The organism is Haloarcula halobia (assembly GCF_029338255.1).
In the GTDB taxonomy this organism is placed as follows: Archaea; Halobacteriota; Halobacteria; order Halobacteriales; family Haloarculaceae; genus Haloarcula; species Haloarcula halobia.
In genome coordinates this window covers 2,397,300-2,424,120 of the sequence record NZ_CP119787.1, presented here as the reverse complement: position 1 = coordinate 2,424,120, position 26,821 = coordinate 2,397,300, and the positions used below count along the sequence as shown (strand labels likewise).

At 67.8% G+C, this 26,821-nt stretch carries 31 protein-coding genes; 12 read left to right on the top strand and 19 right to left on the bottom strand.

The window, feature by feature from the left end; all coding sequences use genetic code 11:
- Nucleotides 1-127 precede the first annotated feature (127 nt).
- Nucleotides 128-1,000: a CheF family chemotaxis protein gene (locus P1K88_RS12875; RefSeq protein WP_276410635.1), complete on the top strand. Its 873-nt coding sequence runs from the start codon at nt 128-130 to the stop codon at nt 998-1,000.
- Nucleotides 1,001-1,096: 96 nt separating this feature from the next.
- Here the strand turns inward: P1K88_RS12875 and P1K88_RS12870 are convergent, their stop codons facing one another.
- From P1K88_RS12870 to P1K88_RS12860, 3 genes are all read right to left on the bottom strand, one after another.
- Nucleotides 1,097-1,501: a helix-turn-helix domain-containing protein gene (locus P1K88_RS12870; RefSeq protein WP_276410634.1), complete on the bottom strand. Its 405-nt coding sequence runs from the start codon at nt 1,499-1,501 to the stop codon at nt 1,097-1,099.
- A 70-nt stretch (nt 1,502-1,571) separates the two neighbouring features.
- Nucleotides 1,572-2,597: a sulfite exporter TauE/SafE family protein gene (locus P1K88_RS12865; RefSeq protein ID WP_276410633.1), complete on the bottom strand. Its 1,026-nt coding sequence runs from the start codon at nt 2,595-2,597 to the stop codon at nt 1,572-1,574.
- A gap of 3 nt (nt 2,598-2,600) precedes the next feature.
- Nucleotides 2,601-2,762, bottom strand: coding sequence for a DUF7512 family protein (locus P1K88_RS12860; RefSeq protein ID WP_276410632.1), 162 nt, complete (start codon nt 2,760-2,762; stop codon nt 2,601-2,603).
- 367 nt (nt 2,763-3,129) lie between these two features.
- Between P1K88_RS12860 and P1K88_RS12855 the strand changes: the two genes are divergently transcribed.
- Nucleotides 3,130-3,972, top strand: coding sequence for a universal stress protein (locus tag P1K88_RS12855; RefSeq protein WP_276410631.1), 843 nt, complete (start codon nt 3,130-3,132; stop codon nt 3,970-3,972).
- A gap of 11 nt (nt 3,973-3,983) precedes the next feature.
- Here P1K88_RS12855 and P1K88_RS12850 read toward each other — a convergent pair whose 3' ends face one another.
- The 6 genes from P1K88_RS12850 to P1K88_RS12825 form a co-directional block, all read right to left on the bottom strand.
- Complete coding sequence (locus P1K88_RS12850; protein ID WP_276410630.1) at nt 3,984-5,165, bottom strand: inorganic phosphate transporter; 1,182 nt, start codon at nt 5,163-5,165, stop codon at nt 3,984-3,986.
- Nucleotides 5,166-5,177: 12 nt separating this feature from the next.
- Nucleotides 5,178-5,648, bottom strand: a complete 471-nt coding sequence (locus P1K88_RS12845) for a DUF6691 family protein (RefSeq protein WP_276410629.1) — start codon at nt 5,646-5,648, stop codon at nt 5,178-5,180.
- Nucleotides 5,648-6,139: a YeeE/YedE family protein gene (locus tag P1K88_RS12840; protein ID WP_276410628.1), complete on the bottom strand. Its 492-nt coding sequence runs from the start codon at nt 6,137-6,139 to the stop codon at nt 5,648-5,650. Before P1K88_RS12840 ends, P1K88_RS12845 begins: the two co-directional genes overlap by 1 nt.
- Nucleotides 6,140-6,147: 8 nt before the next feature.
- Entirely contained in the window at nt 6,148-7,341 is a 1,194-nt protein-coding gene (locus P1K88_RS12835; protein ID WP_276410627.1) for an MBL fold metallo-hydrolase, read from the bottom strand.
- A gap of 302 nt (nt 7,342-7,643) precedes the next feature.
- Nucleotides 7,644-9,212 carry an FAD-binding domain-containing protein gene (locus P1K88_RS12830; protein ID WP_276410626.1) on the bottom strand — a complete coding sequence of 523 codons (1,569 nt, stop codon included), beginning with the start codon at nt 9,210-9,212 and terminating at the stop codon, nt 7,644-7,646.
- Between the two features lie 162 nt (nt 9,213-9,374).
- Complete coding sequence (locus P1K88_RS12825; protein WP_276410625.1) at nt 9,375-9,611, bottom strand: hypothetical protein; 237 nt, start codon at nt 9,609-9,611, stop codon at nt 9,375-9,377.
- Between the two features lie 77 nt (nt 9,612-9,688).
- Between P1K88_RS12825 and P1K88_RS12820 the strand changes: the two genes are divergently transcribed.
- The 4 genes from P1K88_RS12820 (at nt 9,689) to purF (ending at nt 12,637) form a co-directional block, all read left to right on the top strand.
- Nucleotides 9,689-10,747 carry a M20/M25/M40 family metallo-hydrolase gene (locus tag P1K88_RS12820; protein ID WP_276410624.1) on the top strand — a complete coding sequence of 353 codons (1,059 nt, stop codon included), beginning with the start codon at nt 9,689-9,691 and terminating at the stop codon, nt 10,745-10,747.
- A gap of 76 nt (nt 10,748-10,823) precedes the next feature.
- The gene (locus P1K88_RS12815) at nt 10,824-11,006 is read left to right on the top strand and encodes an LSM domain-containing protein (protein ID WP_276277755.1); all 183 of its coding nucleotides are present in this window, start codon (nt 10,824-10,826) and stop codon (nt 11,004-11,006) included.
- On the top strand, nt 11,003-11,176 hold the full coding sequence (locus tag P1K88_RS12810) for a 50S ribosomal protein L37e (RefSeq protein ID WP_276277754.1): 174 nt from the start codon (nt 11,003-11,005) through the stop codon (nt 11,174-11,176). The genes P1K88_RS12815 and P1K88_RS12810 overlap by 4 nt, the downstream gene beginning before the upstream one ends.
- Before the next feature lie 18 nt (nt 11,177-11,194).
- On the top strand, nt 11,195-12,637 hold the full coding sequence (purF, locus tag P1K88_RS12805) for an amidophosphoribosyltransferase (RefSeq protein WP_276410623.1): 1,443 nt from the start codon (nt 11,195-11,197) through the stop codon (nt 12,635-12,637).
- Between the two features lie 51 nt (nt 12,638-12,688).
- Here purF and P1K88_RS12800 read toward each other — a convergent pair whose 3' ends face one another.
- Complete coding sequence (locus P1K88_RS12800; RefSeq protein ID WP_276410622.1) at nt 12,689-13,021, bottom strand: hypothetical protein; 333 nt, start codon at nt 13,019-13,021, stop codon at nt 12,689-12,691.
- Between the two features lie 16 nt (nt 13,022-13,037).
- Nucleotides 13,038-13,583 (bottom strand): hypothetical protein, encoded by a 546-nt coding sequence (locus P1K88_RS12795; RefSeq protein WP_276410621.1) that lies wholly within the window; start codon nt 13,581-13,583, stop codon nt 13,038-13,040.
- A 110-nt stretch (nt 13,584-13,693) separates the two neighbouring features.
- On the opposite strand from P1K88_RS12795, the gene P1K88_RS12790 reads away from it, so the two are divergent.
- A complete protein-coding gene (locus P1K88_RS12790) occupies nt 13,694-14,074 on the top strand; it encodes a DUF2237 family protein (protein ID WP_276410620.1) in 381 nt (126 codons plus the stop codon).
- Nucleotides 14,075-14,174: 100 nt separating this feature from the next.
- Entirely contained in the window at nt 14,175-17,009 is a 2,835-nt protein-coding gene (locus tag P1K88_RS12785) for an AAA domain-containing protein (RefSeq protein WP_276410619.1), read from the top strand.
- Nucleotides 17,010-18,086: 1,077 nt separating this feature from the next.
- On the opposite strand, the gene trxA is transcribed toward P1K88_RS12785, so the two are convergent.
- The 6 genes from trxA to P1K88_RS12755 form a co-directional block, all read right to left on the bottom strand.
- Nucleotides 18,087-18,494 carry a thioredoxin gene (trxA, locus tag P1K88_RS12780; protein WP_379786786.1) on the bottom strand — a complete coding sequence of 136 codons (408 nt, stop codon included), beginning with the start codon at nt 18,492-18,494 and terminating at the stop codon, nt 18,087-18,089.
- Between the two features lie 70 nt (nt 18,495-18,564).
- Nucleotides 18,565-19,812 carry a M20 family metallopeptidase gene (locus P1K88_RS12775; protein WP_276410618.1) on the bottom strand — a complete coding sequence of 416 codons (1,248 nt, stop codon included), beginning with the start codon at nt 19,810-19,812 and terminating at the stop codon, nt 18,565-18,567.
- A gap of 4 nt (nt 19,813-19,816) precedes the next feature.
- On the bottom strand, nt 19,817-20,215 hold the full coding sequence (locus tag P1K88_RS12770) for a helix-turn-helix domain-containing protein (protein ID WP_276410617.1): 399 nt from the start codon (nt 20,213-20,215) through the stop codon (nt 19,817-19,819).
- A gap of 98 nt (nt 20,216-20,313) precedes the next feature.
- The gene (locus tag P1K88_RS12765) at nt 20,314-20,868 is read right to left on the bottom strand and encodes a class I SAM-dependent methyltransferase (RefSeq protein WP_276410616.1); all 555 of its coding nucleotides are present in this window, start codon (nt 20,866-20,868) and stop codon (nt 20,314-20,316) included.
- 167 nt (nt 20,869-21,035) lie between these two features.
- Nucleotides 21,036-21,500, bottom strand: a complete 465-nt coding sequence (locus P1K88_RS12760; protein ID WP_276410615.1) for a DUF6691 family protein — start codon at nt 21,498-21,500, stop codon at nt 21,036-21,038.
- The gene (locus P1K88_RS12755; protein WP_276410614.1) at nt 21,500-21,994 is read right to left on the bottom strand and encodes a YeeE/YedE family protein; all 495 of its coding nucleotides are present in this window, start codon (nt 21,992-21,994) and stop codon (nt 21,500-21,502) included. Before P1K88_RS12755 ends, P1K88_RS12760 begins: the two co-directional genes overlap by 1 nt.
- A gap of 260 nt (nt 21,995-22,254) precedes the next feature.
- Between P1K88_RS12755 and P1K88_RS12750 the strand changes: the two genes are divergently transcribed.
- Both P1K88_RS12750 and P1K88_RS12745 read left to right on the top strand, forming a co-directional pair.
- Nucleotides 22,255-22,512, top strand: a complete 258-nt coding sequence (locus P1K88_RS12750; RefSeq protein ID WP_276410613.1) for a sulfurtransferase TusA family protein — start codon at nt 22,255-22,257, stop codon at nt 22,510-22,512.
- A 51-nt stretch (nt 22,513-22,563) separates the two neighbouring features.
- Nucleotides 22,564-23,139 (top strand): DsrE/DsrF/DrsH-like family protein, encoded by a 576-nt coding sequence (locus P1K88_RS12745; RefSeq protein ID WP_276410612.1) that lies wholly within the window; start codon nt 22,564-22,566, stop codon nt 23,137-23,139.
- Between the two features lie 36 nt (nt 23,140-23,175).
- Here the strand turns inward: P1K88_RS12745 and P1K88_RS12740 are convergent, their stop codons facing one another.
- A complete protein-coding gene (locus P1K88_RS12740; RefSeq protein WP_276410611.1) occupies nt 23,176-23,304 on the bottom strand; it encodes a hypothetical protein in 129 nt (42 codons plus the stop codon).
- Nucleotides 23,305-23,393: 89 nt separating this feature from the next.
- Here P1K88_RS12740 and P1K88_RS12735 point away from each other — a divergent pair, with 89 nt between their 5' ends.
- A complete protein-coding gene (locus P1K88_RS12735; RefSeq protein ID WP_276410610.1) occupies nt 23,394-24,437 on the top strand; it encodes a DHH family phosphoesterase in 1,044 nt (347 codons plus the stop codon).
- A 150-nt stretch (nt 24,438-24,587) separates the two neighbouring features.
- Nucleotides 24,588-24,869: a YgaP family membrane protein gene (locus P1K88_RS12730; protein WP_276410609.1), complete on the top strand. Its 282-nt coding sequence runs from the start codon at nt 24,588-24,590 to the stop codon at nt 24,867-24,869.
- Nucleotides 24,870-24,880: 11 nt separating this feature from the next.
- On the opposite strand, the gene P1K88_RS12725 is transcribed toward P1K88_RS12730, so the two are convergent.
- Nucleotides 24,881-26,803: a beta-CASP ribonuclease aCPSF1 gene (locus P1K88_RS12725; RefSeq protein WP_276410608.1), complete on the bottom strand. Its 1,923-nt coding sequence runs from the start codon at nt 26,801-26,803 to the stop codon at nt 24,881-24,883.
- Between the last annotated feature and the right edge of the window lie 18 nt (nt 26,804-26,821).

Below are 26,821 nucleotides of genomic sequence, written 5' to 3'. Positions count from 1 at the left end.
GTGACTCTGTGGCCGTCGACCTCGTCGTACCGATACGGATGCAACCACAGCACCACCGGTCCCCGTGCCGCCGCGACCGGGCGGCCGTCCCGCCGCCGCGAGCGGATCGGACTCCCGGCGACCGACCGTGACGCCGACGCTCGACATCTCGGCGACGGTGCTCTGTACGTCCGTCTCCAGCGAACCGAGCGAGGCACAGCTCCGCCTCGACGACTCCCGCCTCTCGGTCAGAGGCACGGAGCTGGCCGAGGAGGCGAACCTCGACGAGATTTTCGACGTCAGACTCGGCCCGCCCCCGCAGGCCGCCGAGCAGGCCTTCGGCGCTCCGGTCCTCACCGTCGGCTTCGAGCGCGGCGGCCAGCGGGTGGTGCTGTTCGTCGACGGGTCCGAGACGACGTTGCGACGCGTCAGCGCCCTGCTGTTCCGCCGGCTGCTCGACGGGACCGAGGTGGCCGCGTGTCACCCGGCGACGATAGGCGGCCGGGTCCCCGACCGGCAGTTCGAGATCGGCGAACTCCGCGTCACCCCCGGTCGAGTCGGCTGTACGGGCATCAGGTACCCCCTCCACGTCGAGCTCGAGTCTATCGTGAGTGTCGGCCGGTCGGAGCGGGAACTGCAGGGCCGGCGGGACCCGGCCATCGAGTTCCGGTACGTCAGGAACGGCGTCGTCGTCGGCGTCGACCTGTCGCTGAACCCGCCGCGGAAGCTCAATCTCCTGGGCCGGTACCTCCGGCGCGAGTACAGCCGTACCCGACAGCCGCTGCGCGGGTTCGAACCGCCGGCCCCCGTCGTCCGCGCCCTGACGCGGCTGTACGCCCACGGCGGGCGCACGGACTCCGGGGCCGAGCTCGCGGCCGAGTCGGACGCCCCCGAGTCGCTCCTCCGGAGCCTGCGCCAGCACGACCTCGTCGAGTTAGACGACGGCGAGGTCACACTCACGATGCGCGGCTGGACGCTGGTCTTCGAGCGGGCGAGCGCCCCGGCCGCCACCTATCGGTGAGAGCCCGGTGACGGTGGCGACCGGGTGCCCGTCACCTGCACACTGTCCTCACTCGGCCGGTCAAAGAGGGAGAAACCGGAGTCACGAGACCCGGCGTCAGCGCTCTACCTGGGCCGGCGACTCGGTGCCTGTCGCGTACTTCGTCTCGAACTCCTGGATGAGCTGGCCCATCTTGGCGTACCAGTCGTTGAGCACGCGCTGCATCTGGTCGGCGATCTCCGAGGGGTCCGTCGGAGTGTACACGTGACAGTACCCCCCGTGCTCGTAGTTTCGCTGCTCTTTCCGGATGAAGCCCGCCTGGAGGAGGCGCTGGACCGACCGATAGGCCGTCGAGCGTTCGCGCTCGACCGACTCGGCGATGTCGTCGACCGTCAGCGGTTCCTCGGCTTCGACGAGCGCCTGGAAGCACTCGGTGTCGAGCTGCGAGAGCCCGTGGAAGCACTCGAGCAGCCCCTCACACACCATCTCCTGGCGTAACTGTTCGCTCATCGACTCTGGCATTGGTCTACCGTCGACTACGTCTCGAGGCCGTAAAATGCTTGTGTGTATCAACCACAATACTACGAACTACTCATGCCGGCGAGGACGTCTTTGTCTCGTCTCGCAGCGCGGTGATGCTGCTGTAGACGACGGCGCCGCTGACCAGTAGCGCCGACCCGAGGATGAGCACGAGACTGACGGTGTTCAGCACGTCGATACCGTAGAAGTTGCCGGCCTCACGGACCGCGACGGCCAGCGCGCCACCGAGCAACATCAGGCCGAAGTAGACCTTGATGTCGTCCTCGTCGACGATGCTGGTCGCGGCCGAGCCGACGCGGGCCCCGAAGGCACTCCCGGCGAGCAGCGGGACCACGATGGAGAGGTCGACGCCGCCGTCGAGTGCGTACAGGAAGCTCCCCAGCCCCCCCGAGAAGACGATCTCGAAGAGGTCGGTCCCGACGGCGATGGGCACCGGCACGCCGATGAGGTAGAACAGCGCGGGCATGCGGATGAACCCGCCGCCGACGCCGAGGAACCCGGACAGGAGTCCGGTCACGAACGCGACGCCGAGAATCATCCACAGCGACACGCTGACGCCACCACGGAGGGATATCATGGGCGGGACGCGGTACGACTGTATCTTCTTTGCGATGTCCGGGATGTCGTCGGCGTCGACGTCGTCGTCCGCCGCGTCGTGGTCGATGCCGCCGCCACCACCGCCCTTGAGTGCCTCGTAGGTGACGAAGGCGCCGATACCACCCAGCAGGACGACGTACGTGACGCTGATGATGCTGCCGGCCATCCCGAGTGACTCGAGGTGCAAAACGACCCCCTTGCCGACCTCGATGCCGGCGGTCGTCCCGGCGATCATCAACACGCCCAGTTTGTAATCGACCTGTCCGAGGTCGCGGTGTTTCAGGGTCGCGATGACCGAGGTCCCGAAGACGAAGGCGAGGCCGCTCCCGACGGCGACGCGGGTCGGATACCCCATCACCAGGAGCGCCGGCGTGACCAGGAACGACCCACCCATGCCGAAGAACCCGAACAGGACCCCGATGAGGAGCCCGAACCCGACGAACAGTGCGACCATCCCCAGACCGAGTCCGAGTATCTCCATCTCTCACTCACCCCGTATCCGTTTGACCACCGCGTGTCCGAACGCCTCTTCGACCGCCCCGTAACCAACGTAGAGGAGCGCCGCCTCGACGAGGACGATTCCGATGAGGGTCGCCGCGTCGAGGACGCCGTCGCCCATCGACGCGAGGGCTCCGAGGTCTACCATCCGACGTCACCTCTGCAGTTGTGTTGTCGTGTGAATATCATACCTTTCTGCTCATCCCACCGTAACCCGAGGAGACTGATAACGGTTTTGGGTTATCGACACAATATTACTGAAGGGTATCCGACTGCTAACTCACCGAGATATTCGGATACGTTATAGAGATATCGGCCGCCCCCGGAACCAGTTGAGAGCGCTGACTGACCGGCGAAATTAACCCTCGCGCGCTCGGCGCTTCACGAGTACCGGGCTCGATACCACGGTGGCCCTCCCGACTGTGGCGGGGTCGCTCTGCACCTTGCCTGCCTGTTCTGCGATCCAGTCTTGCCCAATCAAAACAATATTAACGCCAGGTATCGTATCCACGGCTATGAGGGCGATATACGCGACAGACCTCTCGGCGGCGAGCGAAGCAGCGATAGAGAACGAGACGTGCCTCGAGTGTCTCGGCCGCATCGGCGTCGAGACGATACACCTCGTCACGGTCATCCCGTCCAACGTCCACGCGGGGATGCCCGGGATGGACTTCAGAGAGCGGCGCGAGCGCGGACTCGCCCGGTACCGGAAGGTGATGGCGGATGCCGGGTTCGCGACCGAGACCCACGTCGTGCGCGGGACCCCTCACCGGCGTATCAACGGCATCGCCGAGGCCGAGCGCGCGGATCTGACGATAATCGGCTCGCGCGGACAGAGTCCGCTCGAGAACCGCGTCATCGGGTCGACGGCCCGCAACCTCGCGCGGACCACCGTCGTCCCGCTCCTGGTCAACCGCATCGAGCGCGAGGCCGACGACCCGGACGTACTCAGAGCGCACCTGTTCCAGCGGGTGCTCTACGCGACCGACTTCTCCGAGAACGCCGAGCGCGCGTTCGACGCGTTCTCGTATCTCCGACACGCGACGCAGGCGGCGACGCTCGTCCACGTCGATTCACCGAAAGACGCCACGGACGACGCCGGGGATCCGGCGGACCGTCTCGACGAGCTCGCGGCGACCCTCTCCCAGTGGGACATCGACACGACCGTCGAGGTCCGGCGCGGTGACCCGGCCGACGAGATCCTCGACGTCGAATCGACGGTGCAACCGACGACGACGCTCGTCGGCTCCCGGGGCCGGAGCCGGATGCGCCGGCTGTTGCTCGGGAGCGTCTCCGAGGACGTCGTGGCCCGCGCGAACGGGAACGTCTACCTCGTCCCGCCGCCACGAACCGCCTGAGGCGCCCCGACTTACAGGGCGCTCATGGCCGTCATCGACCCGTAGCCGACGGCCAGCGAGAGGACAAAGGAGCCGGCCCAGGCACCGACCGTGACCAGAATCTTCCGCGGGTCGACGGCGCTCCCGCCGCCGACCGCGGCCCCGCTGCCGATGATTGCGCTGACGATTATCTCGTTGAACGACACCGGCACGCCCAGGAACACCGCTGTCTGTGCGATGAGAAACGAGGGGACGAGCGCCGCGATCGAGCGGCGCGGCCCCAGTGAAGAGTAGTCCTGGGCGAGCGACTTTATCATCCGCGGGGCACCGGTCCAGGACCCGACGAGGATGCCGACGCCACCACCGGCCAGCACGACCGCCGGCGACAGCGTCCCCACCTCGTCCAGTAGCGGTAAGAGGGGGCCCACCGCGAGGCCGACCTGACTCCCCCCGGCCGAGAACGCGACCAGCGAACCGAGGGCCAGCAGGACGTGTCTGAGTCCGGCCGCCTCGTCGCGACGGATGTCCCGGTAGACCGCACTCCAGACGACGAGGGCGACGACTCCGGACAGGAGGACGGCCGCGACGAGTCCGTCGAGACCGAGGACGCGCTGGCCGAACCCGGTGAGCGTCCCGGGACCGCCGCCGGGGCCGAGGAAGGCGAACTCGACGTTGGCGAGGACGACGCCGACCAGCGCGGCGAGGGTGGGAACCGTCGCCGCCTCCGGGACCGTCGGCCGCGGCAACACGCTCGCGATGCCGTAGGCGAGTCCCCCACCGACGACGGGCGTCAGCACCCAGACGGTCGCTATCTGCTGGTACTTCCCCCAGACGGGCGCCCCACCGAGAGCCAGGCCGACACCGATGACCGCACCGGTGACGGTGAAGGCCGTCGCGATGGGATACCCGGTGTAGATGCCGACGGCCATGAGCCCCGCCCCGGCGAGGAGTGCGACGATGACCCCGAGGGCGGGGAGACTGACGCCACCGACGAGGCCGCGGCCGACGGCCTCAGAGACGTTCGCTCCCTGTGTCACCGCGCCCGCCAGCCCGAAGATGCCGACGACGAACGCAGCGCGCATCGTCGAGATTGCGTTCGCGCCGACGGCGGGGGCAAACGGGGTCGCGCCGCTGGAGCCGGCACCGATGACCCAGGCCATGAACAGACTCGCGAGCCCGGCGACCAGAAAGAGCGCGACGACGGAGACATCCATCGGTCGATGGGGTCAGTCCGCCCCGGTGGCGGCAGGGTCGACGGTGTCCGTCCGGCTGCGCCACCACCCCTGCGCGTAGGCCCCGAGGAACATCCCCGCGATAGCCCACAGGATGGTCACGTTGCCGATGCCGAGGCTCGCGTAGGCGGCGCCGGGACAGATGCCCGACAGCCCCCAGCCCACGCCGAAGATGCCCCCGCCGACCAGCACGTTCCGGTCGAAGGGCTTCAGCCGGCGCTCGAACCGGTCGCCGGTCAGCGGCGCCCGGTCCAGCGCGCGCGGCGCGACGAAGAACGCGAGGCCAGTCACCGCCGCGCCGCCGAACATCACGAACAGCAGGCCGAAGTCCTCGAACTGGAGGAAGTTCAGCACCACTTCGGGCCGGGCCATGTGGCTGAACGCGAGACCGAAGCCGAAGATGACGCCGCCGACCAGCACGAGCGGGACGAACAGCGGGTGGCGGTCCGACAGAGCGCCCGCCATCACGGCGTCACCCCCAGCGCGGCGACCACCTGGGCCGTCAGTATCGCCGTGGCCAGGAACGCGAGTACGCCCGCCAGCGACGTCTTCGAGGCCGACCCGACGCCACAGACCCCGTGGCCGGAGGTACACCCTTTCCCGACGCGGGTCCCGACGCCGACGAGGACGCCGCCGGCGAGCAGTCGCCACCAGGCGACGTCCGTCGTCCAGGCGCCGCCCTGGTAGACGACGGCGTAGATAGCGGCCCCGAGGACGATACCGAGCGTGAACACGAGTCGCCAGTCGCGCGAGGCGACGTACTGCTGGAACCGCGACTGGCCCGAGACGTACGACAGCGTCGACTCGAGGAACGTGCTGGCGCCGGCGCTGATGCCGGTGCCCACGTAGATGACCGCCGCCCCGAGGCCGACGAGGAGCCCGCCGATGGCGTACCGGTCGACGCCGTGGGGGAACAGGTCGGCGGCGACCTGGAGCGGGACTAGTTCAGGGACCATCACCCTCCTCAGTCACCCGCGAGGGATTCCTGGCTCGCTGCACAGTTGTTCGGCCCCAGCTCGAGCGTGAACGCCCGGTCGTCGTCGACGGCGTTCTGCCCGAGGTTCGTCGCGATGATGTCCTCGTAGTTGGCCGGGCGGGGTGGCATGTCCGACAGGATGAGCTCGACGAACTCGTCTTCGTCCATCGTGAGCGCGTCCATCTCCTCGACCAGCTGGCCGATGGGGGCGGTGTAGGTGCCGTCCGCGGCCGGTTCGGCCGCGTCGCTGAAGTGGGCCCCGCCGACGAGCGTGTCGTCGGACAGCGAGAGCACGCGGTCGTTCAGCGACTCGTAGAGCATGCGCGCGGCGTCAGGTGCGCCCTCGTCGCCTTCCTCCAGGTCGGGGCGGGCGACGCTCTCGACGAAGAGCCCGTCCCCGGTCGCGAGCAGGCTGCCGTCGACCAGATAGGAGGTCATCCCCGTGGTGTGGCCGGGGGTGTAGACGGCCTCGATGGTGACCTCGCCGACGGAGAACGTATCGCCGTCCGCCGCGGTCGTCAGTTCGTCCGCGTAGGTGACCCCGCGGTCGACGGCGGCGGCCGGGATGACGCCCTCGACGCCCGCCTCGTCCAGGTCGCGCACGCCCGAGATGTGGTCGGCGTGGATGTGGGTGTCCAGTGCGTACTGCAGGTCGACGCCCAGGTCCTCGGCGTCCTCTAGGTACCGGTCGGTGAACGCCCGGAGCGGGTCGATGACCGCCGCCTCGCCGTCGTCGTAGATCAGGTAGCCCAGACAGCCCGAGGAGGGGCGCTGGTACTGGAGGAGGGTTCCCGCGCCGGTGTAGTCCGTGACCTCCACGGCCTCGTAGATGCGCGCCCAGCCGTTCATTCCCTCCTCGAGGTGTTCGACCTCGTAGTCGTGCTCGGCGAGCCGACCGGCGACGTACTCGCTGGCGCCGCCTTTCGCACACAGGACTGTCACCTCGCGGTCGTCGGGGACTGTCTCGAGGACGTCCGCGTCGATATCGTCGTCGAGGAACTCGTAGTACGGGACGTTGATGGACGAGACGCTCTCGCCGTCGATGGCCCACTCCTCGTAGTCCGATTCCATCCGCGTATCGAGCAGCGTGACGTCCTCACCGTCGTCGATGCGCTGCTTGAGTGTCGCAGGGTCGACCGTCTCCACCTCTTCGTCCGGACTCGGGAAGTCTTCTGGATTCATGTCGTCACCCCCACCTACCGGATGGGTGTACTAAAACGTTTGCATAGTAATCCAAATTCTATACAATACTATGTGTCCGGACAACCGGTCTGCGCCGGCCGGGTCGACGAGGATTAAGATATTGGAACTGAATACAGTGGTACGGTTCAAGCCACGGAGCCGACGGATTCTCACAGTCGTGTGTGGTCTCTGATCGACCTCGGTATTGTAAGATATATCCAATACGATGCTGGTCGGCACGCTGGCCGACCGGGATCAGCCGGGCGAAAGTGGTGTGGTCGGGCGCCGCCGACCCGCTCCACTCAGAACGAGGACAGTGACGTCTGCGACCCGTCGTCGTCCCCCAGATCGTCCGCGCACCCGTCCACGGAGTCGTCTGTCCGGCCACGCCGGGATAGCGACGCTCGCCGGGCGACTTCGGGGTCGGACAGGGCGGCCTCGGCGCCGTCCTGGAGCGACTCGACTTCCTCCAGGCGCGCCTGTCGCGCCGCCTCGTACTCGACCACGGGGTACGGGTAGTCCTCGCCGATCGTGACTCCACATTCGTCCTGGACGTGTAGCGGGGTCTTCTCGGGCTGGTCCAGGTGTTCGACGGGGAGCGGTTCGAGTTCCGGCACCCACCGCCGCACGAACGTGCCCTCCGGGTCGTTGTCCCGGACCTGTTTCCGCGGGTTGTACGTGCGCAGCATGTTCGTCCCGACGACGCCCGCCTGGCTCTGGAACTGCGTGTAGTTTATCGCCGGGTCCGCGTCGACGAGGTGGTAGTAGAACCAGTCGGCCCCGACCCGCCACGGCTGGCGCAGCAGGTCACAGAGGACGGAGGCACACATCGCGCGCATCCGGAAGTTCAGCCAGCCGGTCTCCCGAAGACAGCGCATCGAGGCATCCACCATCGGGTACCCGGTCTCGCCCTGCTTCCAGGCGGTCACCAGGTCCGGGTCGTAGGTGTCGGCGTGGACGTCCCGCAACACCGGGTTCACCGCCCTGTGCATCCACCCCGGCCAGTCCTCGAGCTTCTGGTTGTAGTGGCGGTTCCAGTACAGCCGGGACACGAACATCTGTCGCCCCCGGTCGTGGGTCGCGTGCTCGTCGACGTACTGGTAGACCTCGCGGACGGACAGACAGCCAAACCGGAGGTACGGCGAGAGCCGGCTGGTTCCGGTCTCCGCGTCCGCCGGCGCGGAGATGCTTCCGGGGTACTCCCCGAGGTGCCGCGTGAAGTAGCGCAACCGCCGGCGTGCCGCGGTGGTGCCGCCCCGCGGGACGTCCGTCTTCTGAGGCTCGACGTCGTACGCGTTCTCGACAGCATCGACAGTGACGGACGTCGACTCGTTCCGGAGCGTGACCGCGGTCCCGTCCCACGTCGCCTCCTGGGCGGTGAACCAGGCCTCGACGCGGTCACTCCAGTTCTCCCGGGTGTCGGTAGCGTCTCGCACCAGCCCGTCGCCGTCGACGAAGGTCACGTCACAGCGCCGCGCCGCGGCGTCGTCACGCCGACGGCCGTAGCGGCCGGTCGGGTCGGCGGTGGCGACGACGTCCCACCCCGCGTCGACGAACCCCTCGAGCACCGCGACCGGGTCCCCGTGTGCGAGGGTCAGTTCGCCGCCGCGGTCGGCGTACTGGTCCTGGAGGTCGGAGAGACACTCGTGGAGAAAGCGGATCCGGGCGTCACAGGCCAGCGACGCGTCGTCGTAGAAGCGGGGGTCGAAGACGAACAGCGGACAGAGCGTGTCGTACTCTCGCGCCGCGTACGCCAGGGCCGGGTGGTCGGTGGTGCGGAGGTGCCGGCGATGCCAGACGACACACCCGCTGCCCGCTGCCGGCGGTGCGGGCCTCGCGGGCACGGGACGGGGAAGCGATGGGTCCGCCACGGCTCTGCTCGCTGTTGGGGCCCACCCGCATTAACAGCCAGGTTCGCGTCGCTCACAGGGAGGCCGACCGCTCGCCCTCGTCGCCACGGTGACGGTGGCTCCGCGACGGACCGTCCGGTACTGGTCGTCGCCCGGGCCGGGAGAACTGCCGTCCCTGTCCGGTCAGTCGGACGCCTCGTCCACACCGCCGAGTATCTTCTTCGCGGCGACCGCGGACGCGAGCGCGAGGACGACCCCGAGCACGGCGAGGAGGGCGACGGGGACGGTACCCGTCCCCTCGTCGGCGACTTCCCCGGTGTCTTCGTCGCTCTCTGTGGCCCCGCCGACCCCGCTGTCGGGGGCGTTGGCCGTGAACTGGGACCCCTCGAGGTGGAGTTCGAACAGCGTAACGTCAACCATACTGGCAGTTCTCCCCCGTCGACCTTATCGGTTGCCCCGTACCGCCCTTTCATGACGTCCGGGGTCCAACGCCGGGCATGGACGAACCACAGCGTGCGTTCCTCGAGTCGTTGCTGGAGACGCCCGGGCCGTCGGGCTACGAGGCGAACAGCCAGCGGGTCTGGGTCGACTACGTCGCCGAGTTCGCCGACGAGGTGTACACCGACGACTACGGCAACGCGGTGGCGAAACTGGACGGGGGCGAGATGTCGGTGGCGCTCGCGGGCCACGGCGACGAGATCGGCTTCATCGTCCGCGACCTCACGGACGACGGGTTCGTGCGCCTGAGCCGTATCGGCGGGTCCGACAAGACGGTCACGCGCGGCCAGCACGTCACGATACACACGGCCGACGGCCCGGTCCCCGGCGTCGTCGGGCAGACGGCCATCCACCTCCGCGACCCCGACGACGAGGCCGTCGCGGAGATCAGCGAGCAGTACGTCGACGTCGGGGCAGCGGACGGCGACGAGGTGGCGGCCCTGGTCGACCGGGGGGACCCGGTGACGTTCTCCCAGGAGATTCGCTCCCTCGAAAACGGGCGGCTCTCGGCCCGCGGGATGGACAACCGGATCGGTATCTGGGCGGCCGCCGAGGGGCTCCGTCGGGCGGCCGAGCGCGGCACCGACGCGACGCTCTACGCCGTCTCGACGGTCCAGGAGGAGGTCGGACTCCAGGGCGCGAAGATGGTCGGCTTCGACGTCGCCCCCGACGCGGCGCTTGCCATCGACGTGACCCACGCGACCGACGCCCCGGAGTCGCCCGGCAAGCGCTCGACCGGCGTGGAGCTCGGCGGCGGGCCGGTCGTCGCCCGCGGGAGCGCGAACCACCCGGTCGTCGTCGACGCGCTCCGCGAGGTCGGCGAGACGGCGGGCATCGACGTCCAGCTGCAGGCCACCGGCACGCGGACCGGCACCGACGCGGACGCGTTCTACACCTCCCGCGACGGCGTCCCCTCGGTCAACGTCGGCCTCCCGAACCGCTACATGCACACGCCGGTCGAGGTCATCGACCCGGCGGACCTGGACGCGCTCGCGGACCTGGTGGCCGGGTTCGCGGCCGACGCCGCGGCGTACGCCCCCTTCAGCGTCGACGTCTGAGGCCGCCGCGTCGACGCGGACCTCGCCTGGTCGAGCAAGCGGTACGTTTAAGCGGCCATCACTATCCCAACCGAACATGAGTGGACGACCGCTTGACGTACTCGAAGCGTCGCTGGGCGAAGAGGTCACCGTACAGCTGAAGGGGGGCGAGATATTCGAGGGCGAACTGACGGGCTACGACCAGCACATGAACCTGGTCATCGAAGACGAAGACACAACGATTATACGCGGGGATAACGTCGTCTCGATTAATCCATGACTGGTGCAGGAACTCCGAGCCAGGGTAAGAAAAACACCACGACACACGTGAAGTGTCGCCGGTGTGGGGAAAAGTCGTATCACAAGAAAAAGAAGGTCTGTGCGTCGTGTGGCTTCGGCAAATCGGCGAAACGACGCGATTACGAGTGGCAGTCAAAGGCCGGCGAGTAACGGTCTGACATCCCACAAATGCACGAAAAGTGCGGCGTCGTCGGCATCTCTCTTCAGGACCGAAGTGCCGCCCGCCCGCTCTACTACTCTCTGTATGCCCTCCAGCACCGCGGCCAGGAGTCGGCCGGCATCGTCACCCACGACGGTTTCCAGCAACACAGCCACGTCGAGATGGGACTGGTCGGTGACGCGTTCGCCCCGGCGGACCTCGAATCGCTGAACGGGTCAAACGGTATCGGGCACGTCCGCTACCCGACCGCGGGCAGCGTCAACTCCAGTTGCGCCCAGCCCTTCTCGGTCTCGTTCAAGTCCGGGTCGCTGGGGCTCTCGCATAACGGGAACCTCGTCAACGCCGACGAGATCGCCGACGAACTCGCCGAACTGGGTCACGCTTTCACCTCAGACGGCGACACCGAAGTCATCGCACACGACCTCGCACGGAACCTGCTGGAGGAGGACCTCGTGCGCGCGGTCAAGCGCACGATGAACCGCATCCACGGGTCGTACTCGCTGACGATCATGCACGACGAGACGGTGCTCGGCGTCCGCGACCCCGAGGGCAACCGGCCGCTCTGTATCGGCGAACTGGACGACGGCTACGTCATCGCCTCCGAGTCAGCGGCAATCGACACCCTGGACGGCGATCTCGTCCGCGACGTCGAACCCGGCGAACTGGTCGTCCTCTACCCCGACGGAACCGGCTTCGACACCTACCAGCTCGTCGACCAGGAGCGGACGGCCAACTGCTTCTTCGAGCACGTCTACTTCGCCCGACCGGACTCGACTATCGACGAGAACCTGGTCTACGAGATTCGGCGGGAGCTCGGCCGCAAGCTCTGGGAGGAGTCGGGCATCGAGTCCGACGTCGTCCTCCCGGTGCCCGACTCCGGTCGGGCGTTTGCCTCCGGGTACGCCGAGGCCGCCCAGGACGACGGCTCCGACATCGAGTTCGCGGAGGGCCTGATGAAAAACCGGTACGTCGGCCGGACGTTCATCATGCCGACCCAAGACGAGCGCGAACGCGCCGTCCGCCTGAAACTGAACCCCATCAAGTCGACCATCGAGGGGAAGTCGGTCACCATCATCGACGACTCGATCGTGCGCGGGACCACCTCGACACAGCTCATCTCCCTGCTGAAAGACGCCGGGGCGGAGGCGGTCCACGTCCGCATCGGCTCGCCGCCCATCGTCTCCCCGTGTTACATGGGTATCGACATGGCCTCCCGCGACGAGCTCATCGCGGCCGGCCAGTCCGTCGAGGACATCCGCGACGACATCGAGGCCGACACGCTGTCGTACCTCTCTATCGACGCCATCGCGGCGGCGCTGGGCGAGAGCCGCGCCGACCTCTGTCTGGGCTGTGTCACCGGCGAGTACCCCTACGATATCGAGGGCGAGGCGACCGACCGCGACGTCGTCCGCCCGGAGATCGGCGGGAGTCCGACGCCCGCGGACGACTGACGCCTCGCCGCCGCTCTCACTGCCGGGACCCGTCGTGAGCGTGCGGTTCGCTCAGTTCTTGCGCTCGCGGCCGTCACCGTCGGCCCGTCGCGGTTCGGCCTCTGTCGCCTCGCGCTCGCGGCGCGCCCGCGTCCGGGTGCCTGGTTTCGGCCCCCGCTCGCGCGTATCGTACGGCTGGCCCGCGACGCTGTCGGGTATCGCGATCCACGCGAACACCGCGCCGAGCGCAGTCGTCCCGACGAAGACGCCGGTGACGACGGGCAGTGCTGCGCCGCCGTACACCGTCACCATCGCCATCGAACCGCCGACCAGGAGCGCGAACCCGAACTTCAACCACAGGAGGAACCGCTCGCGGTCCGCGTCGGTGATGGACGGTCCGACCATCAGCGGCCTCCGGCCATCAGTAGAACCCCCGGTCGACGTCCTCGTCGATGACGTCCTCGAACTCCGCGTCGAGCAGTTCCTCGGCTTCCTCGAACGTGTCGGTCAGCCCCTCCATCCGCTCGGGGCGGTCGTACTGGTCGAACTCCATCGGGCCGTAGGCCGGCGAGTCTACGGCGTCGAGCACGTCTTCCATGAGTGCGCGCGGCGTGGTCGGCGCGTCGGCGTGGGTCTCGAGGACCGTCTCCAGGTCCTCGACCTTCTCCTCGGCCTCGTCCTCGTCCTCGATGCCCTGCTGGACGCCGAAGATGCCGGTCCCCTCCTCCGGGAACAGGGGCTCGATGTCGTCGTCGACGCGCCGGGCGACCCGCGTGCCGACCCCCTGGACCTCGAAGGGGTTCTTGGCGTAGGTCTTCATCTGGTAGACCCCGGAGTCGGGGTGGCCGAAGTAGATGTCCTCGCCGATGCCGTTCGCGCGGTCGCCGCCGACGGCGCGCCACCCACCGGGGTCGGCGTTGCTCTCCATCACGTCTTCGATGATGTCCTGCCAGTCGCGAACGCGCATTGTTAAGTCCGTGTTGGGTCCCCGCGAGAATGAAGCCATCGGTCTCACCGACCGGCTACACCTTCACTCCGTACCGAACCGTTATACCGGAGGCCCCGACCACTCGACGCATGGAGAGCGAAGCCAACGTCCTCGGCGGCGACCTCGCGGCCTGTTCGACCGACCCGATGACGGGGTTCATGCGCGACGGCCACTGCTACCCGGTGGCCCGGGACCCGGGCCGCCACGAGATCTGTGCCGTGCTGACCGACGAGTTCCTCCAGTTCAGCAAGGCACGAGGGAACGACCTGGTGACGCCCCGCCCGGAACTGGACTTCCCGGGCCTGGAGCCTGGCGACGCGTGGTGTCTGTGCGTGCCTCGATGGGTGGAGGCCCACGAGGCGGGCGTCGCGCCGCCCGTCGTGCTCGAGGCGACCAGCGAGGCCGTCCTCGCGGACGTCGACCTGGAGACGCTCCGTGAGTACGCCCACGACGGCGCCGCCGAGGAATGAGCGGGCGCGAACGACTTTTGGGTATCGACGCCGTCCCCGTGAGCGTGCACGGGAGTCAGGGACCGGCGAGTCGCGCTCGCCGCCGACGGGAGGCCGGGCCGTGAGCGGGGCCGACGGCCTCCGGGGCGTCGTCGTCGACGTCGACGGCCCGAAGACAGTCCAGACGAGCCACGGCGAGAGCGACCTCTGTGAGGTGACGGTGCGGCCCGAGCAGGGGGCCGGCGAACCCATGACGGTCACGCTGTGGGGCAAGTGGACCGAGACGGGCGCGGTCGTCGAGCCGGGGATGGAGATCGCCGTCTACGACGCCGACGAGCGGACCTACCGCGGCGAGACGCAGTACTCGGTCGGCAGCGACGCGGCCGTCGTCGTCGAACCGGACTTCCTCGTCGACGTGACCGACGTTCGCGCGTGGGTCCAATGTCCCCGGATGTACTACCTGCGGAAACTCGACGGGGCCGACCTCGCCTATCCGCTCGTGAAGGGGACCGTGGTCCACGAGGTGTTCGGGGACCTCCTGCGGGGCCAGGACGTCGAGACGGCCATCGAGGAGCAGGTCAGGGAGGCGGGACTGGACATCGGCCTGCTGGGTCGGGAGGCCGACGAGGTGGCCGGCGACGTCCGGGACCACGCGAAAGCCATCGAGGGCTGGCTGAACCAGGGGACGCTCACGGAACCCGACGGAGCGGCGACGGCCGCTGACAGCTCGGCGCGGGACTTCGGTCCCGCGGAGAGCGAGTGGCGCTCGGAGATGACGCTCATCTCGGAACGCTACGGCATGAAGGGGCGGGCCGACGCCGTCCGTCGGGGAATGCCCGTCGAACTGAAGACCGGGAAGAACACCAAGCGCGAACCGCGCTTCCAGGACAAGATCCAGGCGACGGCTTACGCCCTGATGCTCGGCGAACGCGCCGCGAACTCGCTTGACGTAAGCGAGGTGATGGCGGGCGACGGCGGCTCCCAGACTCCGATAGAGGCCGCCCCGAACACCGGGACGCTCCTCTATACGAAGAACGCGGCCGTCGACCGCAACGAGGAGAGCGGCGACCTCTCGCCAGCGAAGGAGTTCGCCATCGGCCCCGGCCTGCTGAACTACGTGATCCGGACCCGGAACGCCATCGCCGCGATGGAACACGACACCGCCGTCCCCACGGGATACGAGGCCAACGCCAAGTGCGAGTACTGCTTCGAACAGGACACCTGCATGGCCGTCTCGGGCCGCCTCGACCAGGAGTCCAAGGCCGGCCAGGTCGGCGTCGCCATCCCCGACGAGGAACGGGAGTACTTCGAGCGGTTCTACGCGGCTATCGAGGCCGAACGCCGGGCCGTCCACCGCGAATACGCGAAACTGTGGGAGCAGACCCCGGAGGAACGGGCCGACGACGACCGGGCGCTCGTCGACCTGGAACCGACGGGTCGGCGACAACTCGACGGCGGGCGCTGGGAACTCCGCGCTCGCGGGACCGGCGCTGTCTCGAAGATACGCGAGGGGAACCTCGTGCTCGCGAGCGACGGCGACCCCGTGACGGGCAACGCCGAACTCGCCCGCGTCGAACGACTGGGTGGCGAGGCGCAACGCGCCTCGGATAGCGCGAACGGCGACGCCGTGAGCGGCGAGGAGATCGTCGTCACCGCCGACGAACCGCTGGACCTGCGCCGCCTGGACGTCTACCCCTCCGAACTCACCACCAGTCGCCTCCAGAACGCGCTCCACGACGCGCTCCTGAAACAGTCCGCCGGGGCCAAAGACGTCCTCTTTGGCCGGCGCGAGCCAGGCTTCGAGCCGCCAGAGGAGACGTTTATCGACAACAACGCCGCCCAAGACGAGGCCGTCTCGCTTGCCGTTGGCGCCGAGGACCTCGCGCTGGTCCACGGCCCGCCCGGCACCGGCAAGACCTACACGCTGGCCCGGATGGTCCGGGCACTCGTGCGGCGCGGCGACAGGGTCCTCCTGTCGGCGTTCACCAACCGCGCGGTGGACAACGCCATCGAGGCCCTCGAGGACCAGGGATTCACCGACGTCGTCCGCGTGGGCACCGAGAGCGGGGTCCGCGAGGACATGCAGAAGTATCGCCTCGAGACTAGCGGGGACCCCGGCGAGTGTGCCGCCAGCCTCCAGTCGGCTGACGTGGTGGCCGCGACGACGGCGACCTGTGGCGGCACGGCGCTCCAGAGCCAGTCGTTCGACGTCGCCGTCGTCGACGAGGCCGGTCAGCTCACCGAACCGGGGACGCTGGCCGCGACGACCCTGGCCGACCGGTTCGTCCTGGTGGGTGACCACCAGCAGCTCCCCCCGGTCGTCCAGTCCGAGGACGAGACGCTGACGACGTCGCTGTTCGAACGCCTCATCGAGACCTACCCGGACGCCGGCGTGATGCTCGACAAGCAGTACCGGATGGCCCAGCACATCCAGGCCTTCGCCTCACAGGAGTTCTACGACGGCGCGTTGCGCCCGGCGAACGGCGACGTGGCCGGCCAGCGCATCGACGACCTGCCGGGCGCCTCGATCGAGGCGCTCCCGGCGCACCTGCGCGACCGCGTCTCGTTCGTGGACCCCGACGGCGTGCAGGTCGGTAACACGAACCCGACGGAGGCCGACGCCGTCGCCGACGTGGTCGCCGCCTACCGTGAGGCCGGCGTCGAGGCGGCCGACGTCGGCGTCATCGCGCCCTACCGCGCGCAGGTCTCGGAGATTTCCCGGCGTCTCCCCGACGTCGCGGTCGACACCGTCGACCGGTTCCAGGGGTCGAGCAAGGAGGTCATCGTCGTCTCCTTTACCGCCACCGGGGCGCTGGACGGCCCGCTGTTCGAGGACTACCGGCGCATCAACGTCGCGCTGACGCGGGCGAAGAAGTCCCTCGTACTCGTGGGCGACGCCGACGCGCTGTCGACCGACCCGGTCTACGGCCGGATGGTCGCGTGGGCGTCGGGGTGACCGGCCGCCCGAACAGGGTAAGTATCACCGATAACGGCTCCGAGAGCGTGGCTGAAGTATGGAGACGCCCACGTTCGAGGTCGTCGGTGACACGGTCTCGATGGCGACCGACGCGCCCGGCGAGTGGCTGGTCTCGGACCGTCTCGTCGACCTGACCGACTGGCAGTAGGCACCCGAAATCGTCGGGGCGAGCGAGTCGGGCCCGTCGGTCCCGTCGCTCGCCTCGCCCCATCCAGCAACCGGGTGGGACCGACTCGGTTCCCGGTTCAGGCCTCACCCGACGGCGTAATCTGGACCTGGATAACGGCGTCCATCGCGGGGTACCCGTACCCGTTGACGGCGTCGACGTGGGCGACGGTGCGCGCTCGACCAGGCCGATGCCGTCGCGACGGTGTCGGGGGGCCTGGTCGCCCCCGACGCCGGGTTCCTCGTCTATCTCCGTCCTCGCGTCCCGGAGCCCCAAGTGCCCGGTCACGTTCCAGGCGAGTGGGGCGGTGCCATCGAACAGTGCCACGACGGCCCGACGCCGAGTGCGTAGGACAGGGCGTTCGACCGGTCGGACATGATCACGAGCGAGAGGTACTGCGTCGGTCGTCCCCGGGTGGCCGTGACCGCGAACTCGTAGGGCTCGCCCGGGAACAGGGGCGCAGGCCCGTCGCCGTCGACGGGCGTGGCGGACGCGCCGCTGCTGAAATTGGTCCGTCGCGCGCGTGAACGGCGTGGCCGCCCGGGAGAGCGGGACCGGTTTCCCGCCGTCGGTCGTCTGGAGCGTCGATTCCCCGGAGCCGTTCTCGATGCGCACCCTGAAGGTGCGGGTGCCGTTCGGGCCGTCAGATTGGGCGACCCTCGCGTCGAGGCCGACGGCGCCGGTGGCGAGCAGGAAACCGCGCCTGCTCGTCCCTGCTGGCTGGGTAGATCGCTGGGCAGTCATGTGGTCGCTGTCCCGGGTGGGACAGGCCGACAGTCGCCCGCGACCGACATATCGACTCTTCTGAATTACCGCCGGGTCTCTACCAACGTCGGTCTGAGTTCCGCACGGATTGCACCGGTCACGCTGTCACGGACCGGCGGGCGACGTCACTGGTATCGCTGGATGAGCGACAGCAGCGCGTCCTTGCCCTTGACCCCGACAACCTCTTCGACCTGTTGACCGTCGGCGAACAGCACCAGGGTCGGGACGCCGCGGACCCCGTACTGGGCGGCGAGTTGCTGGTTGGCATCGACGTCTACCTTGGCGACGGCGACGTCCGTCTCCGCGGCTATCTCCGCCACGGTCGGCGCTATCATCTTGCACGGACCACACCAGTCCGCGTAGAAGTCCGTGAGGACGATGTCGTATTCGTCGACCGCCTCGTCCAGCTCCTCGACCGAGTTGATCTGTACCGGTTCGGACGGTGACGCCGCACCAGACTCGTTTTCGGTACCGGTCTGCAGTTCCTGTCGCTTCTTCTCTCGGATCTCATCGAGTGACTCGTCGTTGCTCATCAAGCGAGACTTGGTGACCGACGCCCTTAATTGTTTTGTGTGAATGGAACAATACTGACGGGTCGGCCGATCAGCCAGCCAGCACGGCTTCGAAGGCCTCCGGCAATCGCGCGTAGACGGTCGCGTTCTCGACGAGCGCCTCGACCGTGATGTACTCGTCGACGCCGTGGACGGTGTCGGTGCCGACGCCGAACTCCACCGTCGGGATGCCCGCGTTGCGGAACGTCTTGGCGTCGCCGCCGCCCGTGGCGCTCCGCCGGTAGATACACTCGCCCGTGACCGCGGCTGCCGTCTCGGCGACGGCGCTGGGGAGCGGGCTGTCTATCGGTTCGTACGTGCCGACGCTCCAGCCGACGTCGTCGATGGTGATGCCCTCACAGTCGTCGACGCAGTCGCGGATGCGCGCGAGCAGGTCGCTCGTGTCCACGCCGGCCGTCAGGCGGACGTCGACGCGGGCGCTGGCCTGTGTGGGTACGCTGTTGATGCTGTGCCCGCCCTCGAGGACCCCCAGGTTCACCGTCGGCGTCTCGAACAGGTCGGTCGCGACGTCGGCGCCCATCGTCCCCTCGTAGTAGGCGACCGATTCCTCGACGATGGGGCGCAGTTCCCGGCGCAACGCGAGCGGTTCGTCGCCGAACTGCGTCCGGATGCGCTCGACGGCGCCGTAGAGGCGGTCGATGGCGTTCTCGCCGAGCATCGGTCGCGAGCCGTGTGCGCCTCGGCCCGTCGCCGACAGGGTCAGCCAGATGCTCCCCCGGTCGGCCACCGTCACCGCGTAGCGGTCGCTGTCACAGGTCGTCTCGCCGATGACACAGCCGGCCGCCGACAGGTCGTGCTGGTCGAGCACGGACTCCAGTCCCGCCGGCCCGCCGGTCTCCTCGTCGCTGACGAAGAGGAACTGCAGGGTCACCGGCGGTGTCGTGTCCGTCTCGACGAACGCCGCCGCCGTCTCGAGCATCGCGGCGACCTGCCCCTTCATGTCGGTCGCCCCCCGGCCGTAGAGTCTGTCGTCGACCCACTCGCCCAGCGGGTCGTGTGTCCACTCGCCCGCGGCGTAGGGGACGGTGTCGAAGTGGCCGTTGTACAGCAGTGTGGTGTCGCGCTCGCCGGGCAGTGTCGCCAGCAGGTTCGGCTTCGCCGGGTCGACGGTCAGGCGCTCCGTCGACAGCCCCAGCGTCTCGAACCGGTCCTCGACGAGCGACGCGAGCGCGGCCGTCTCCCCCGGCGGGTTCTGGGTATCGACCGCCAGGAGGTCGAGTGTGGTCTCCGCGAGTGCCTCGCGTCGCGCCTCGAGGCGGGATGCAACCGCGTCTGTCACGTCGCTACTGCTCTGGGGCGGCCCGCTCTGGCTGATCGTACTTCGTGCGGAACTCCTGGATGAGCTGGCCCATCTTCGCGTACCAGTCGTTGAGCATCCGCTGCATGTCGTCGGCCATCTGGTCGGGGTCGGTGGGGAGGTAGACGTGGTAGTAGCCACCCTGGTCGTAGTTGACCTGTTCTTTCTGGATGAACCCCGCCTGGAGCAGGCGCTGGACCGCCCGATAGGCCGTCGAGCGTTCCCGGTCGACCTCCGCCGCGATCTCGTCTACGGTCAGCGGTTCCGAGGCCGACGCGAGGACGCCGAATATCTCCCTGTCGAGCGCCTTCAGCCCGTGGAAACACTCCAGCAGCCCCTCACACTCCATGTCCTGCTTTAGGTATTCACTCATTGATTCTGGCATTCTATGTCAACGTACGGGCGTCGCGAGCATAAGTGTGTGGATTCTACACACTACTGTTGCGACGACAGCACGTCAGCTCCCGGCGCCGGGTCGCGACCCTACGCGACGGCGACGACCAGCAGGGTGTCCGGCCGTTCCTGCGTGACGGGCACGTCGAACCCGGCCGCCTCGAACTGCGCGCCCGTCTCGGCCGCGCTGAATCGCTCGTCCATGTGCGGGCCGGCGTCGCCCGTGCCGTTTGCCGACCAGTCGACGGTCACGACGCGGCCGCCGTCGGCGAGAACCCGGCGGAGCTCCGTGAGGGCCTCGGGCGATGCGAACTCGTGGAAGGTCATCGTCGAGAAGGCGGCGTCGAGGTGGCCGTCGTCGAACGGCAGTGACGCGACGTCGCTCGTCACCAGGTCGACGTTGGCCGGGACGCCGTTCCCGCGGTGCCAGTCGTGCATCTCGGCCTGGACGTCCACGGCGTAGACCGTCCCGACGAACGGCGCCACCTCGTCGGTGTAAAAGCCCGTTCCGCTGCCCAGGTCGGCGACGGTGGCCGTCGGGTCACACGCGAGGTGACCGACGAGTTCGTCGCGCGAGCAGTACCGGAACCGCGAGACGTCGTCGAGCAGGGCCGCTTTGTCCGCGTCGAACGTGTGGAACCCCACGTCAGACCACCTCGCTCCCGGTGACCGGACCGACGGTGGGCAGTCGATTCGTCGGGGCGAGTCGGGACCTGACCGCTGGGTTCGGTGCCATCGTTCCGGTATCGTCGTCGAGGGACAGTAGGTCTGTCGTCTGCCGCGACGACGGCCGCGAGGGAACGCGAACCATCTCAGTCGGCGGCCACGCTACTCGCGCTGTCACTCGAGCGGAGCGCCCGCCAGTACCCCTGCGCGTAGGCGCCGACGAACATGCCGGCCAGACCCCAGAGTATCTGGTAGTTCCCGATACCGACGCTCGCGTAGCCCGCGCCGGGACAGATGCCCGACAGTCCCCAGCCGACGCCGAAGACGACGCCGCCGACGGCGACGTTGCGGTCCATCGATTTGACCCGCTTGGTGTAGGCCCGCCCCGTCAGCGGTGCCCGGTCGCCGAACTTCGTTGCGGCCCAGAAGGTCACCCCGGCGGTGACCGACGCCGCGCCCATCACGAGCAACAGGCCCAGGTCCTGGAGCTGGAGGAAATCGAGGACGACCTCGGGCCTGGCCATCCCGCTGTATGCCAGGCCGAACCCCTCGAGGAGACCCCCGCCGACGATGAGCAAGGTGAAGTACGGCCCGCGGCCGGCGTCGCTCATCAGGGGGTCACCCCCAGCGCCGCGACGCCGAGCGCGACGAGGATAGCGGTCCCCAGGAACAGGGCGACGTTGGCGATCGACGTCCGCGAGACGGAGCCGACGCCACAGACGCCGTGGCCCGCGGTACAACCCTTCCCGATTCGGGTCCCGACGCCGACGAGGACGCCCCCGCCCAGCAGTCGCCACCACTGCACCTCGGTGACGAAGACAGTCGGGTCGAAGAGGGCCTTGTAGCCGACGGCCCCGAGGACGATGCTCACGGTAAAGAGAACCCGCCAGTCCCGCGACTGGACGAACCGCGGGAGGTTGAACCGCGGCAGCTTCGAGACGTAGGAGAGCGAGGTCTCCAGGAAGGTGCTGTTGCCCGCGATGATGCCGGAGCCGAGGTAGATGACGCTGATTCCGAGACCGACGAAGAACCCGCCGACCAGGTACTGGACGACCCCGTTCGGGAACAGCTCGGGTGCGAACGCGACCTGTGCGAGTGCCGTCATCGGCCCCCGGGCACCCCCGAGCAGCCCGCCGGTTCGGCCGGTACCGTGAGGACGTCACCGCTGGAACTGTGCTGATACATCGTTGGATGAGTATTGTAAAGTACGCAAAATAAGACTTTGGATGTGTCGAAAGATATCGTCACTCGGAGGCCCTGTACTCCGTTTCGTGCAGACAACTCTATTATTGTATTGGAGTTTATGGACAATACTATCGCAGGGTTTTTATCGTAATGGACAATACTACCTGCCGAGGAATCACGATGAACTCAGATATCGACGCGTCAGAGACACTCGACGTTCGTGGAGAGAACTGCCCGATGCCGGTCGTCAAGACCAAGCAGGCGGTCGACGACATCGCGGAGGGCGAGACACTCGAAGTGCTGGCGACGGACCCCGGGAGCATGAGCGACATCGGGGGCTGGGCCGAGTCGACGGCCGACGTGGAACTGGTCGACCAGCAGGAGACAGAGGATGGAGGCGAGACGGTCTTCCGGCACTTCGTCGCCAGGGTGGCGTGACGATGCCGACCAGTTCGCCGACCACGATCCGCGGGGAAGGTGAGCGCTGAGATGAGCACCGACGACACCACGGCGGGCGAGCCCACGCCCGACCTGGCCCGCCTCGAGTCACGCGTAGAGGAGCTCGAGGCCGAACTCGCAGCCGTCAGAGACGACGTGGGCGAGGACCCCAAGAAGATGGTCATCATCGCCACGAAGGGCACCCTCGACATGGCGTACCCGCCGCTCATCCTCGCGAGCACGGCGTCGGCCTTCGGCTACGACGTGACCGTCTTCCACACGTTCTGGGGCCTGGAGATACTCCACGAGGACCACTCCTCGGACCTCCAGCTCAGCGCCGTCGGCAACCCGAACATGCCGATGCCAAACGCCATCGCGGCCCTGCCCGGCATGGACGCGATGACCACGCGGATGATGCGAAAACGCATCGCCGACAACGACGTCGCCACCGTCGAGGAACTCATCCAGATGTCGCTCGACACCGGCGTCGACCTCCAGGCGTGCCAGATGACCATCGACCTGCTGGACTACGACGAGGACGACTTCTACGACGGCGTCACGACCGGCGTGGGCGCCGCGAGCGCCTTCCAGGAGATGGTCGAGGCCGACATCCAGCTGCTGGTCTGAGCGGTTACGCTTTCGCCGCGCAGTTCCTGGCACGTCTCAGAACGCATTCGCGAAGTGCAGGATGTCGACGGCGATGATGAACAGCACGACGAGCAACAGCAGGAGGATGACTGCCTTCAGGTACCACGGGAGAGCGGTCACGTCGTCACCACGGCTTTCGTCCATATCGTCCGTTGGGACCGGGGGACCGAGAATCTTGGCTCCTCGCGACTGGCGGGGAGAGTATTTGACCCTGCCGACGCAAGCAGTACCTGATGAGCGAGCCACAGGACCTGCGGTCGCTGCTCGTCGAGGGCGAGGAGATCACCATCGTCTGTCACAACAACCCGGACCCGGACTGTCTGGCGAGCGCGATCGCACTCGGACGCATCGCTGCGATGGCCGGCATCGACGAGCGACGCATCCTCTACAGCGGCGACATCTCGCACCAGCAAAACCGGGCGTTCGTCAACCTCCTCGAGATCGACCTCCAGCCGTTCGACCCCGATGTCGTCACGAACCGCGAGAACGGGTCCCTGCTCGCCTTCGTCGACCACTCCCTCCCGGGCGAGAACAACCAGGTTCCGGAGGGCACCCCCGTCGACGTCGTCATCGACCACCACCCCGCCGAGGACGTCACCGCCCGCTTCGTCGACCACCGGGAGGAGATCGGGGCGACGGCGAGCATCCTCACCGGCTACATCGAGGCACTCGGCGTCGAGGTCGACGCCACGCTCGCGACGGCGCTGCTCTTTGCCATCCGTCAGGAGACGCTCGGCTTCCTCCGCGGGACGACGCGGGCCGAGTACGACGCTGCGGGCTTCCTCCACGACTTCGCCGACGGGGACCTGCTCAGACAGCTGTCGTCGCCGGCGGTCAGCGGGGCGACGGTCGACGCCATCGCCGACGCCATCGAGAACCGCGTGGTCCGGGGGTCCGTGCTCCTCTCGCACGTCGGTCGGACGAGAGAGCGCGACGCGCTCCCCCAGGCGGCCGACTACCTCGCGACGCTTGAGGGCGTCGACACCGCCATCGTCTTTGGCATCATCGACGACGAGATCCAGTTCAGCGGGCGGTCGGCCGACACGCGCGTCCACATCGGCAACGTGCTGGACGAAGCGTTCAGCGACGTCGGCAGCGCCGGTGGCCACCGCGAGATGGCCGGCGGACAGATACCGCTTGGCATCTTCGCCGACTACACCAGCGACGACGCGCAGCTGGTCGACATCGTCGAACAGGTCGTCAGCGCCAGACTCCTGGGCGCGCTCAACCTCGCCGAGAGCGACGAGGACCGGCAGAGAGAGACGACCGAGGAGTGAGTCCCCGGCCGGTGAACGGACGGCCGACGGACTGGCTTCAGTGGCCGATTCCGGCCACCGGCGGTCTCGCGGCTACAGGTTCTCGATTCCCGGGAACGACCAGAACTTTTCATAATGGTGGGTGTGCTATACAATAATGGAGACGTACTTATGCAAAAGAACGTCGGCGGAATCGACAGAATCGCTCGCCTCGTGCTCGGACCGGTCCTCCTCATCGTCGGTGTGGCCGCCATCTCCGGCATCCTGACCATCACAGCGGGGACGACAGGGCTCGTCGTGGCCGCCCTGCTGCTCGTCGTCGGGGCCGTGTTCACGGTGACCGGCCTGACTCAGACGTGCCCGCTGCACTCGATACTCGGGTTTAACACGTTCCGTTCGGACGGGTCCAGTTCGACCACCGACGACGTGGGCCCGGAATCGAAGTCCGACTGACCGTTTTCCCCTCAGACGAACCGGAACGTCTCGAGGTTCTTCGGGTTGAACGTCCGCATGTTGAACTTCTGGTAGAGCGCCGAGGACAGCTGGTTCGTCGAGGACTCGTCGCCGTGGACACAGAGCACCTTCTCCGGCCGGGGGTGCATCGTCTCGACGAACGTCTCTAAGCCCTGCCGGTCGGCGTGGCCGGAGAACCCGTCGACGGTCTCGACGCCCATCTTCAGGCTGACGCGCTCGGCCCGCGGGCCGCTCTTGTCCGACATGGTTATCTCGTCCTGACCCCGCTGTATCTGTCGCCCCAGCGTCCCCTCGGCCTGGTAGCCGACGAACACCATCGTGTTGTCGGGGTCGCCCCCGAGCAGGCGGAGCCACGACATCACGGGCCCGCCGGTGACCATCCCGGAGGTCGTGAGGACGATACAGGGCTCGCCGTCGGCGATGTCCTGGCGCATCTCCTCGCCGCCGTCGACCTGCGCGAACTGTTCGGCGAGGAAGGGGTTCTCGTCCTCGTAGAGGATGCGCTGGCGGAGGTTCCCGCGGAGGTACTCGGGATAGGCCGTGTGGATGGCCGTCGCCTCGCGGATCATCCCGTCGAGGTAGACCGGCATCGTCGGGATGTCCCCCTCGCGCATCGCCTCCTCTAAGACGAGCATCAGCTCCTGGGAGCGGCCGACGGCGAACGCGGGGATGAGGATCTTGCCGTCCTTCTGGTGAGCCTCGTTGATGACCTTCTTGAGGACCCGCTCTGAGTCCTCCTGGTCGGTCTGGTAGTCGTTCTTGCCGCCGTAGGTCGACTCCAGAACGAGCGTCTCGACGCGCGGGAAGTCGTTGACCGCCCCGTCGAGCAGGCGGGTGTCCTTGTAGTGGATGTCACCGGAGAAGGCGACGTTGTACCGGCCCTCACCGATGTGGAAGTGACACACCGCCGACCCGAGGATGTGGCCGGCGTTGTGCATCGTCAGTTTCACGTCCGGGGCGATGTCGGTGACGTTGCCGAACTCCAGTGGGATGGTGTGTTTCAACGCATCCCGCACCTGCTGGCTCTCGTAGGGCGGCGTGCGTCCCTCCTTGGCGGCCACGTCGAGGTAGTCAAGCTGGAGGAGGCCCATCAGGTCGCGGGTGGGTGCGGTGGTGTAGATGGGGCCGTCGTACCCGTACTTGAAGAGGATGGGGATGAGCGCGGAGTGGTCCAGGTGAGCGTGGGTCAAGACGACGGCGTCGATGGAGTTGGGCCCGGCCGCGAGCGCTTCTGGTACCTGGAGGTAGGGCACCTCGCCCTGCGCGCCCGGCTTGTCGCCACAGTCGATGAGGATGCGCGACTCCGGGGTCGAAAGGATGAACGAGGCCCGACCGACCTCGCGACAGCAGCCCAGCGTGGTGAGTCGCACCCACTCCTCGTCGGCAGTCATCGGGCGGTTGATCTGTCGGCCGACCCGTTCCAGGATGTCGCGGCGCTCGTCGCGCTCCTGTTTCAGGAAGTTCCGGACGTTCGAGACCGTCGAGGACTCCATCGGCGGCGTCCGGACGACCTCGGGCGTCCACCCGACGCTGGCGGCGATCTGGTCCAGGGTCTCGCCGTGGCGCCCGATGACCCGTCCGGGCTTCTCGGCCTCGATGAACACCTCGCCGGTCTGGGTGTCGAAATCCAGGTTCTGGACGCCTGCATCCTCGGGGATGATCTCCTCGATTCGGGGCCGGGCCTCCTTCGGCGGGACCAGCGCATCCTGGGTGGGGCGGACGTTGATTCGTTTTCGGAGGGTCTGGGCGAGGTTCCGGACGATACCGTCGCGGTTCGCCACCGTCTGGGCGTCCGGCGTGTAGATGACCAGTTCGGGCCCCTCGAACGTCACCGACTCGATGGTGATGTCGCTGGGCGTCTCCGATTCGACCTGTGCTTTGATCTTCGCCAATGTCTCGTCTGCAGTACTCATGATACGGGAAACCTGTCC

What these genes read in the sequence shown, in the direction of transcription:
- P1K88_RS12815 (WP_276277755.1), top strand. Translation starts at nt 10,824, where the DNA reads ATGAGTGGACGACCGCTTGACGTACTCGAAGCGTCGCTGGGCGAAGAG.
- P1K88_RS12855 (WP_276410631.1), top strand. Translation starts at nt 3,130, where the DNA reads ATGAGGGCGATATACGCGACAGACCTCTCGGCGGCGAGCGAAGCAGCG.
- P1K88_RS12825 (WP_276410625.1), bottom strand. Translation starts at nt 9,611, where the DNA reads ATGGTTGACGTTACGCTGTTCGAACTCCACCTCGAGGGGTCCCAGTTC.
- P1K88_RS12745 (WP_276410612.1), top strand. Translation starts at nt 22,564, where the DNA reads ATGAGCACCGACGACACCACGGCGGGCGAGCCCACGCCCGACCTGGCC.
- P1K88_RS12795 (WP_276410621.1), bottom strand. Translation starts at nt 13,583, where the DNA reads ATGCGCGTTCGCGACTGGCAGGACATCATCGAAGACGTGATGGAGAGC.
- P1K88_RS12770 (WP_276410617.1), bottom strand. Translation starts at nt 20,215, where the DNA reads ATGCCAGAATCAATGAGTGAATACCTAAAGCAGGACATGGAGTGTGAG.
- purF (WP_276410623.1), top strand. Translation starts at nt 11,195, where the DNA reads ATGCACGAAAAGTGCGGCGTCGTCGGCATCTCTCTTCAGGACCGAAGT.
- P1K88_RS12820 (WP_276410624.1), top strand. Translation starts at nt 9,689, where the DNA reads ATGGACGAACCACAGCGTGCGTTCCTCGAGTCGTTGCTGGAGACGCCC.
- P1K88_RS12735 (WP_276410610.1), top strand. Translation starts at nt 23,394, where the DNA reads ATGAGCGAGCCACAGGACCTGCGGTCGCTGCTCGTCGAGGGCGAGGAG.
- P1K88_RS12755 (WP_276410614.1), bottom strand. Translation starts at nt 21,994, where the DNA reads ATGACGGCACTCGCACAGGTCGCGTTCGCACCCGAGCTGTTCCCGAAC.
- P1K88_RS12810 (WP_276277754.1), top strand. Translation starts at nt 11,003, where the DNA reads ATGACTGGTGCAGGAACTCCGAGCCAGGGTAAGAAAAACACCACGACA.
- P1K88_RS12865 (WP_276410633.1), bottom strand. Translation starts at nt 2,597, where the DNA reads ATGGAGATACTCGGACTCGGTCTGGGGATGGTCGCACTGTTCGTCGGG.
- P1K88_RS12845 (WP_276410629.1), bottom strand. Translation starts at nt 5,648, where the DNA reads ATGGCGGGCGCTCTGTCGGACCGCCACCCGCTGTTCGTCCCGCTCGTG.
- P1K88_RS12840 (WP_276410628.1), bottom strand. Translation starts at nt 6,139, where the DNA reads ATGGTCCCTGAACTAGTCCCGCTCCAGGTCGCCGCCGACCTGTTCCCC.
- P1K88_RS12850 (WP_276410630.1), bottom strand. Translation starts at nt 5,165, where the DNA reads ATGGATGTCTCCGTCGTCGCGCTCTTTCTGGTCGCCGGGCTCGCGAGT.
- P1K88_RS12730 (WP_276410609.1), top strand. Translation starts at nt 24,588, where the DNA reads ATGCAAAAGAACGTCGGCGGAATCGACAGAATCGCTCGCCTCGTGCTC.
- P1K88_RS12750 (WP_276410613.1), top strand. Translation starts at nt 22,255, where the DNA reads ATGAACTCAGATATCGACGCGTCAGAGACACTCGACGTTCGTGGAGAG.
- P1K88_RS12790 (WP_276410620.1), top strand. Translation starts at nt 13,694, where the DNA reads ATGGAGAGCGAAGCCAACGTCCTCGGCGGCGACCTCGCGGCCTGTTCG.
- P1K88_RS12860 (WP_276410632.1), bottom strand. Translation starts at nt 2,762, where the DNA reads ATGGTAGACCTCGGAGCCCTCGCGTCGATGGGCGACGGCGTCCTCGAC.
- P1K88_RS12835 (WP_276410627.1), bottom strand. Translation starts at nt 7,341, where the DNA reads ATGAATCCAGAAGACTTCCCGAGTCCGGACGAAGAGGTGGAGACGGTC.
- P1K88_RS12740 (WP_276410611.1), bottom strand. Translation starts at nt 23,304, where the DNA reads ATGGACGAAAGCCGTGGTGACGACGTGACCGCTCTCCCGTGGTACCTG.
- P1K88_RS12760 (WP_276410615.1), bottom strand. Translation starts at nt 21,500, where the DNA reads ATGAGCGACGCCGGCCGCGGGCCGTACTTCACCTTGCTCATCGTCGGC.
- trxA (WP_379786786.1), bottom strand. Translation starts at nt 18,494, where the DNA reads ATGAGCAACGACGAGTCACTCGATGAGATCCGAGAGAAGAAGCGACAG.
- P1K88_RS12870 (WP_276410634.1), bottom strand. Translation starts at nt 1,501, where the DNA reads ATGCCAGAGTCGATGAGCGAACAGTTACGCCAGGAGATGGTGTGTGAG.
- P1K88_RS12725 (WP_276410608.1), bottom strand. Translation starts at nt 26,803, where the DNA reads ATGAGTACTGCAGACGAGACATTGGCGAAGATCAAAGCACAGGTCGAA.
- P1K88_RS12800 (WP_276410622.1), bottom strand. Translation starts at nt 13,021, where the DNA reads ATGGTCGGACCGTCCATCACCGACGCGGACCGCGAGCGGTTCCTCCTG.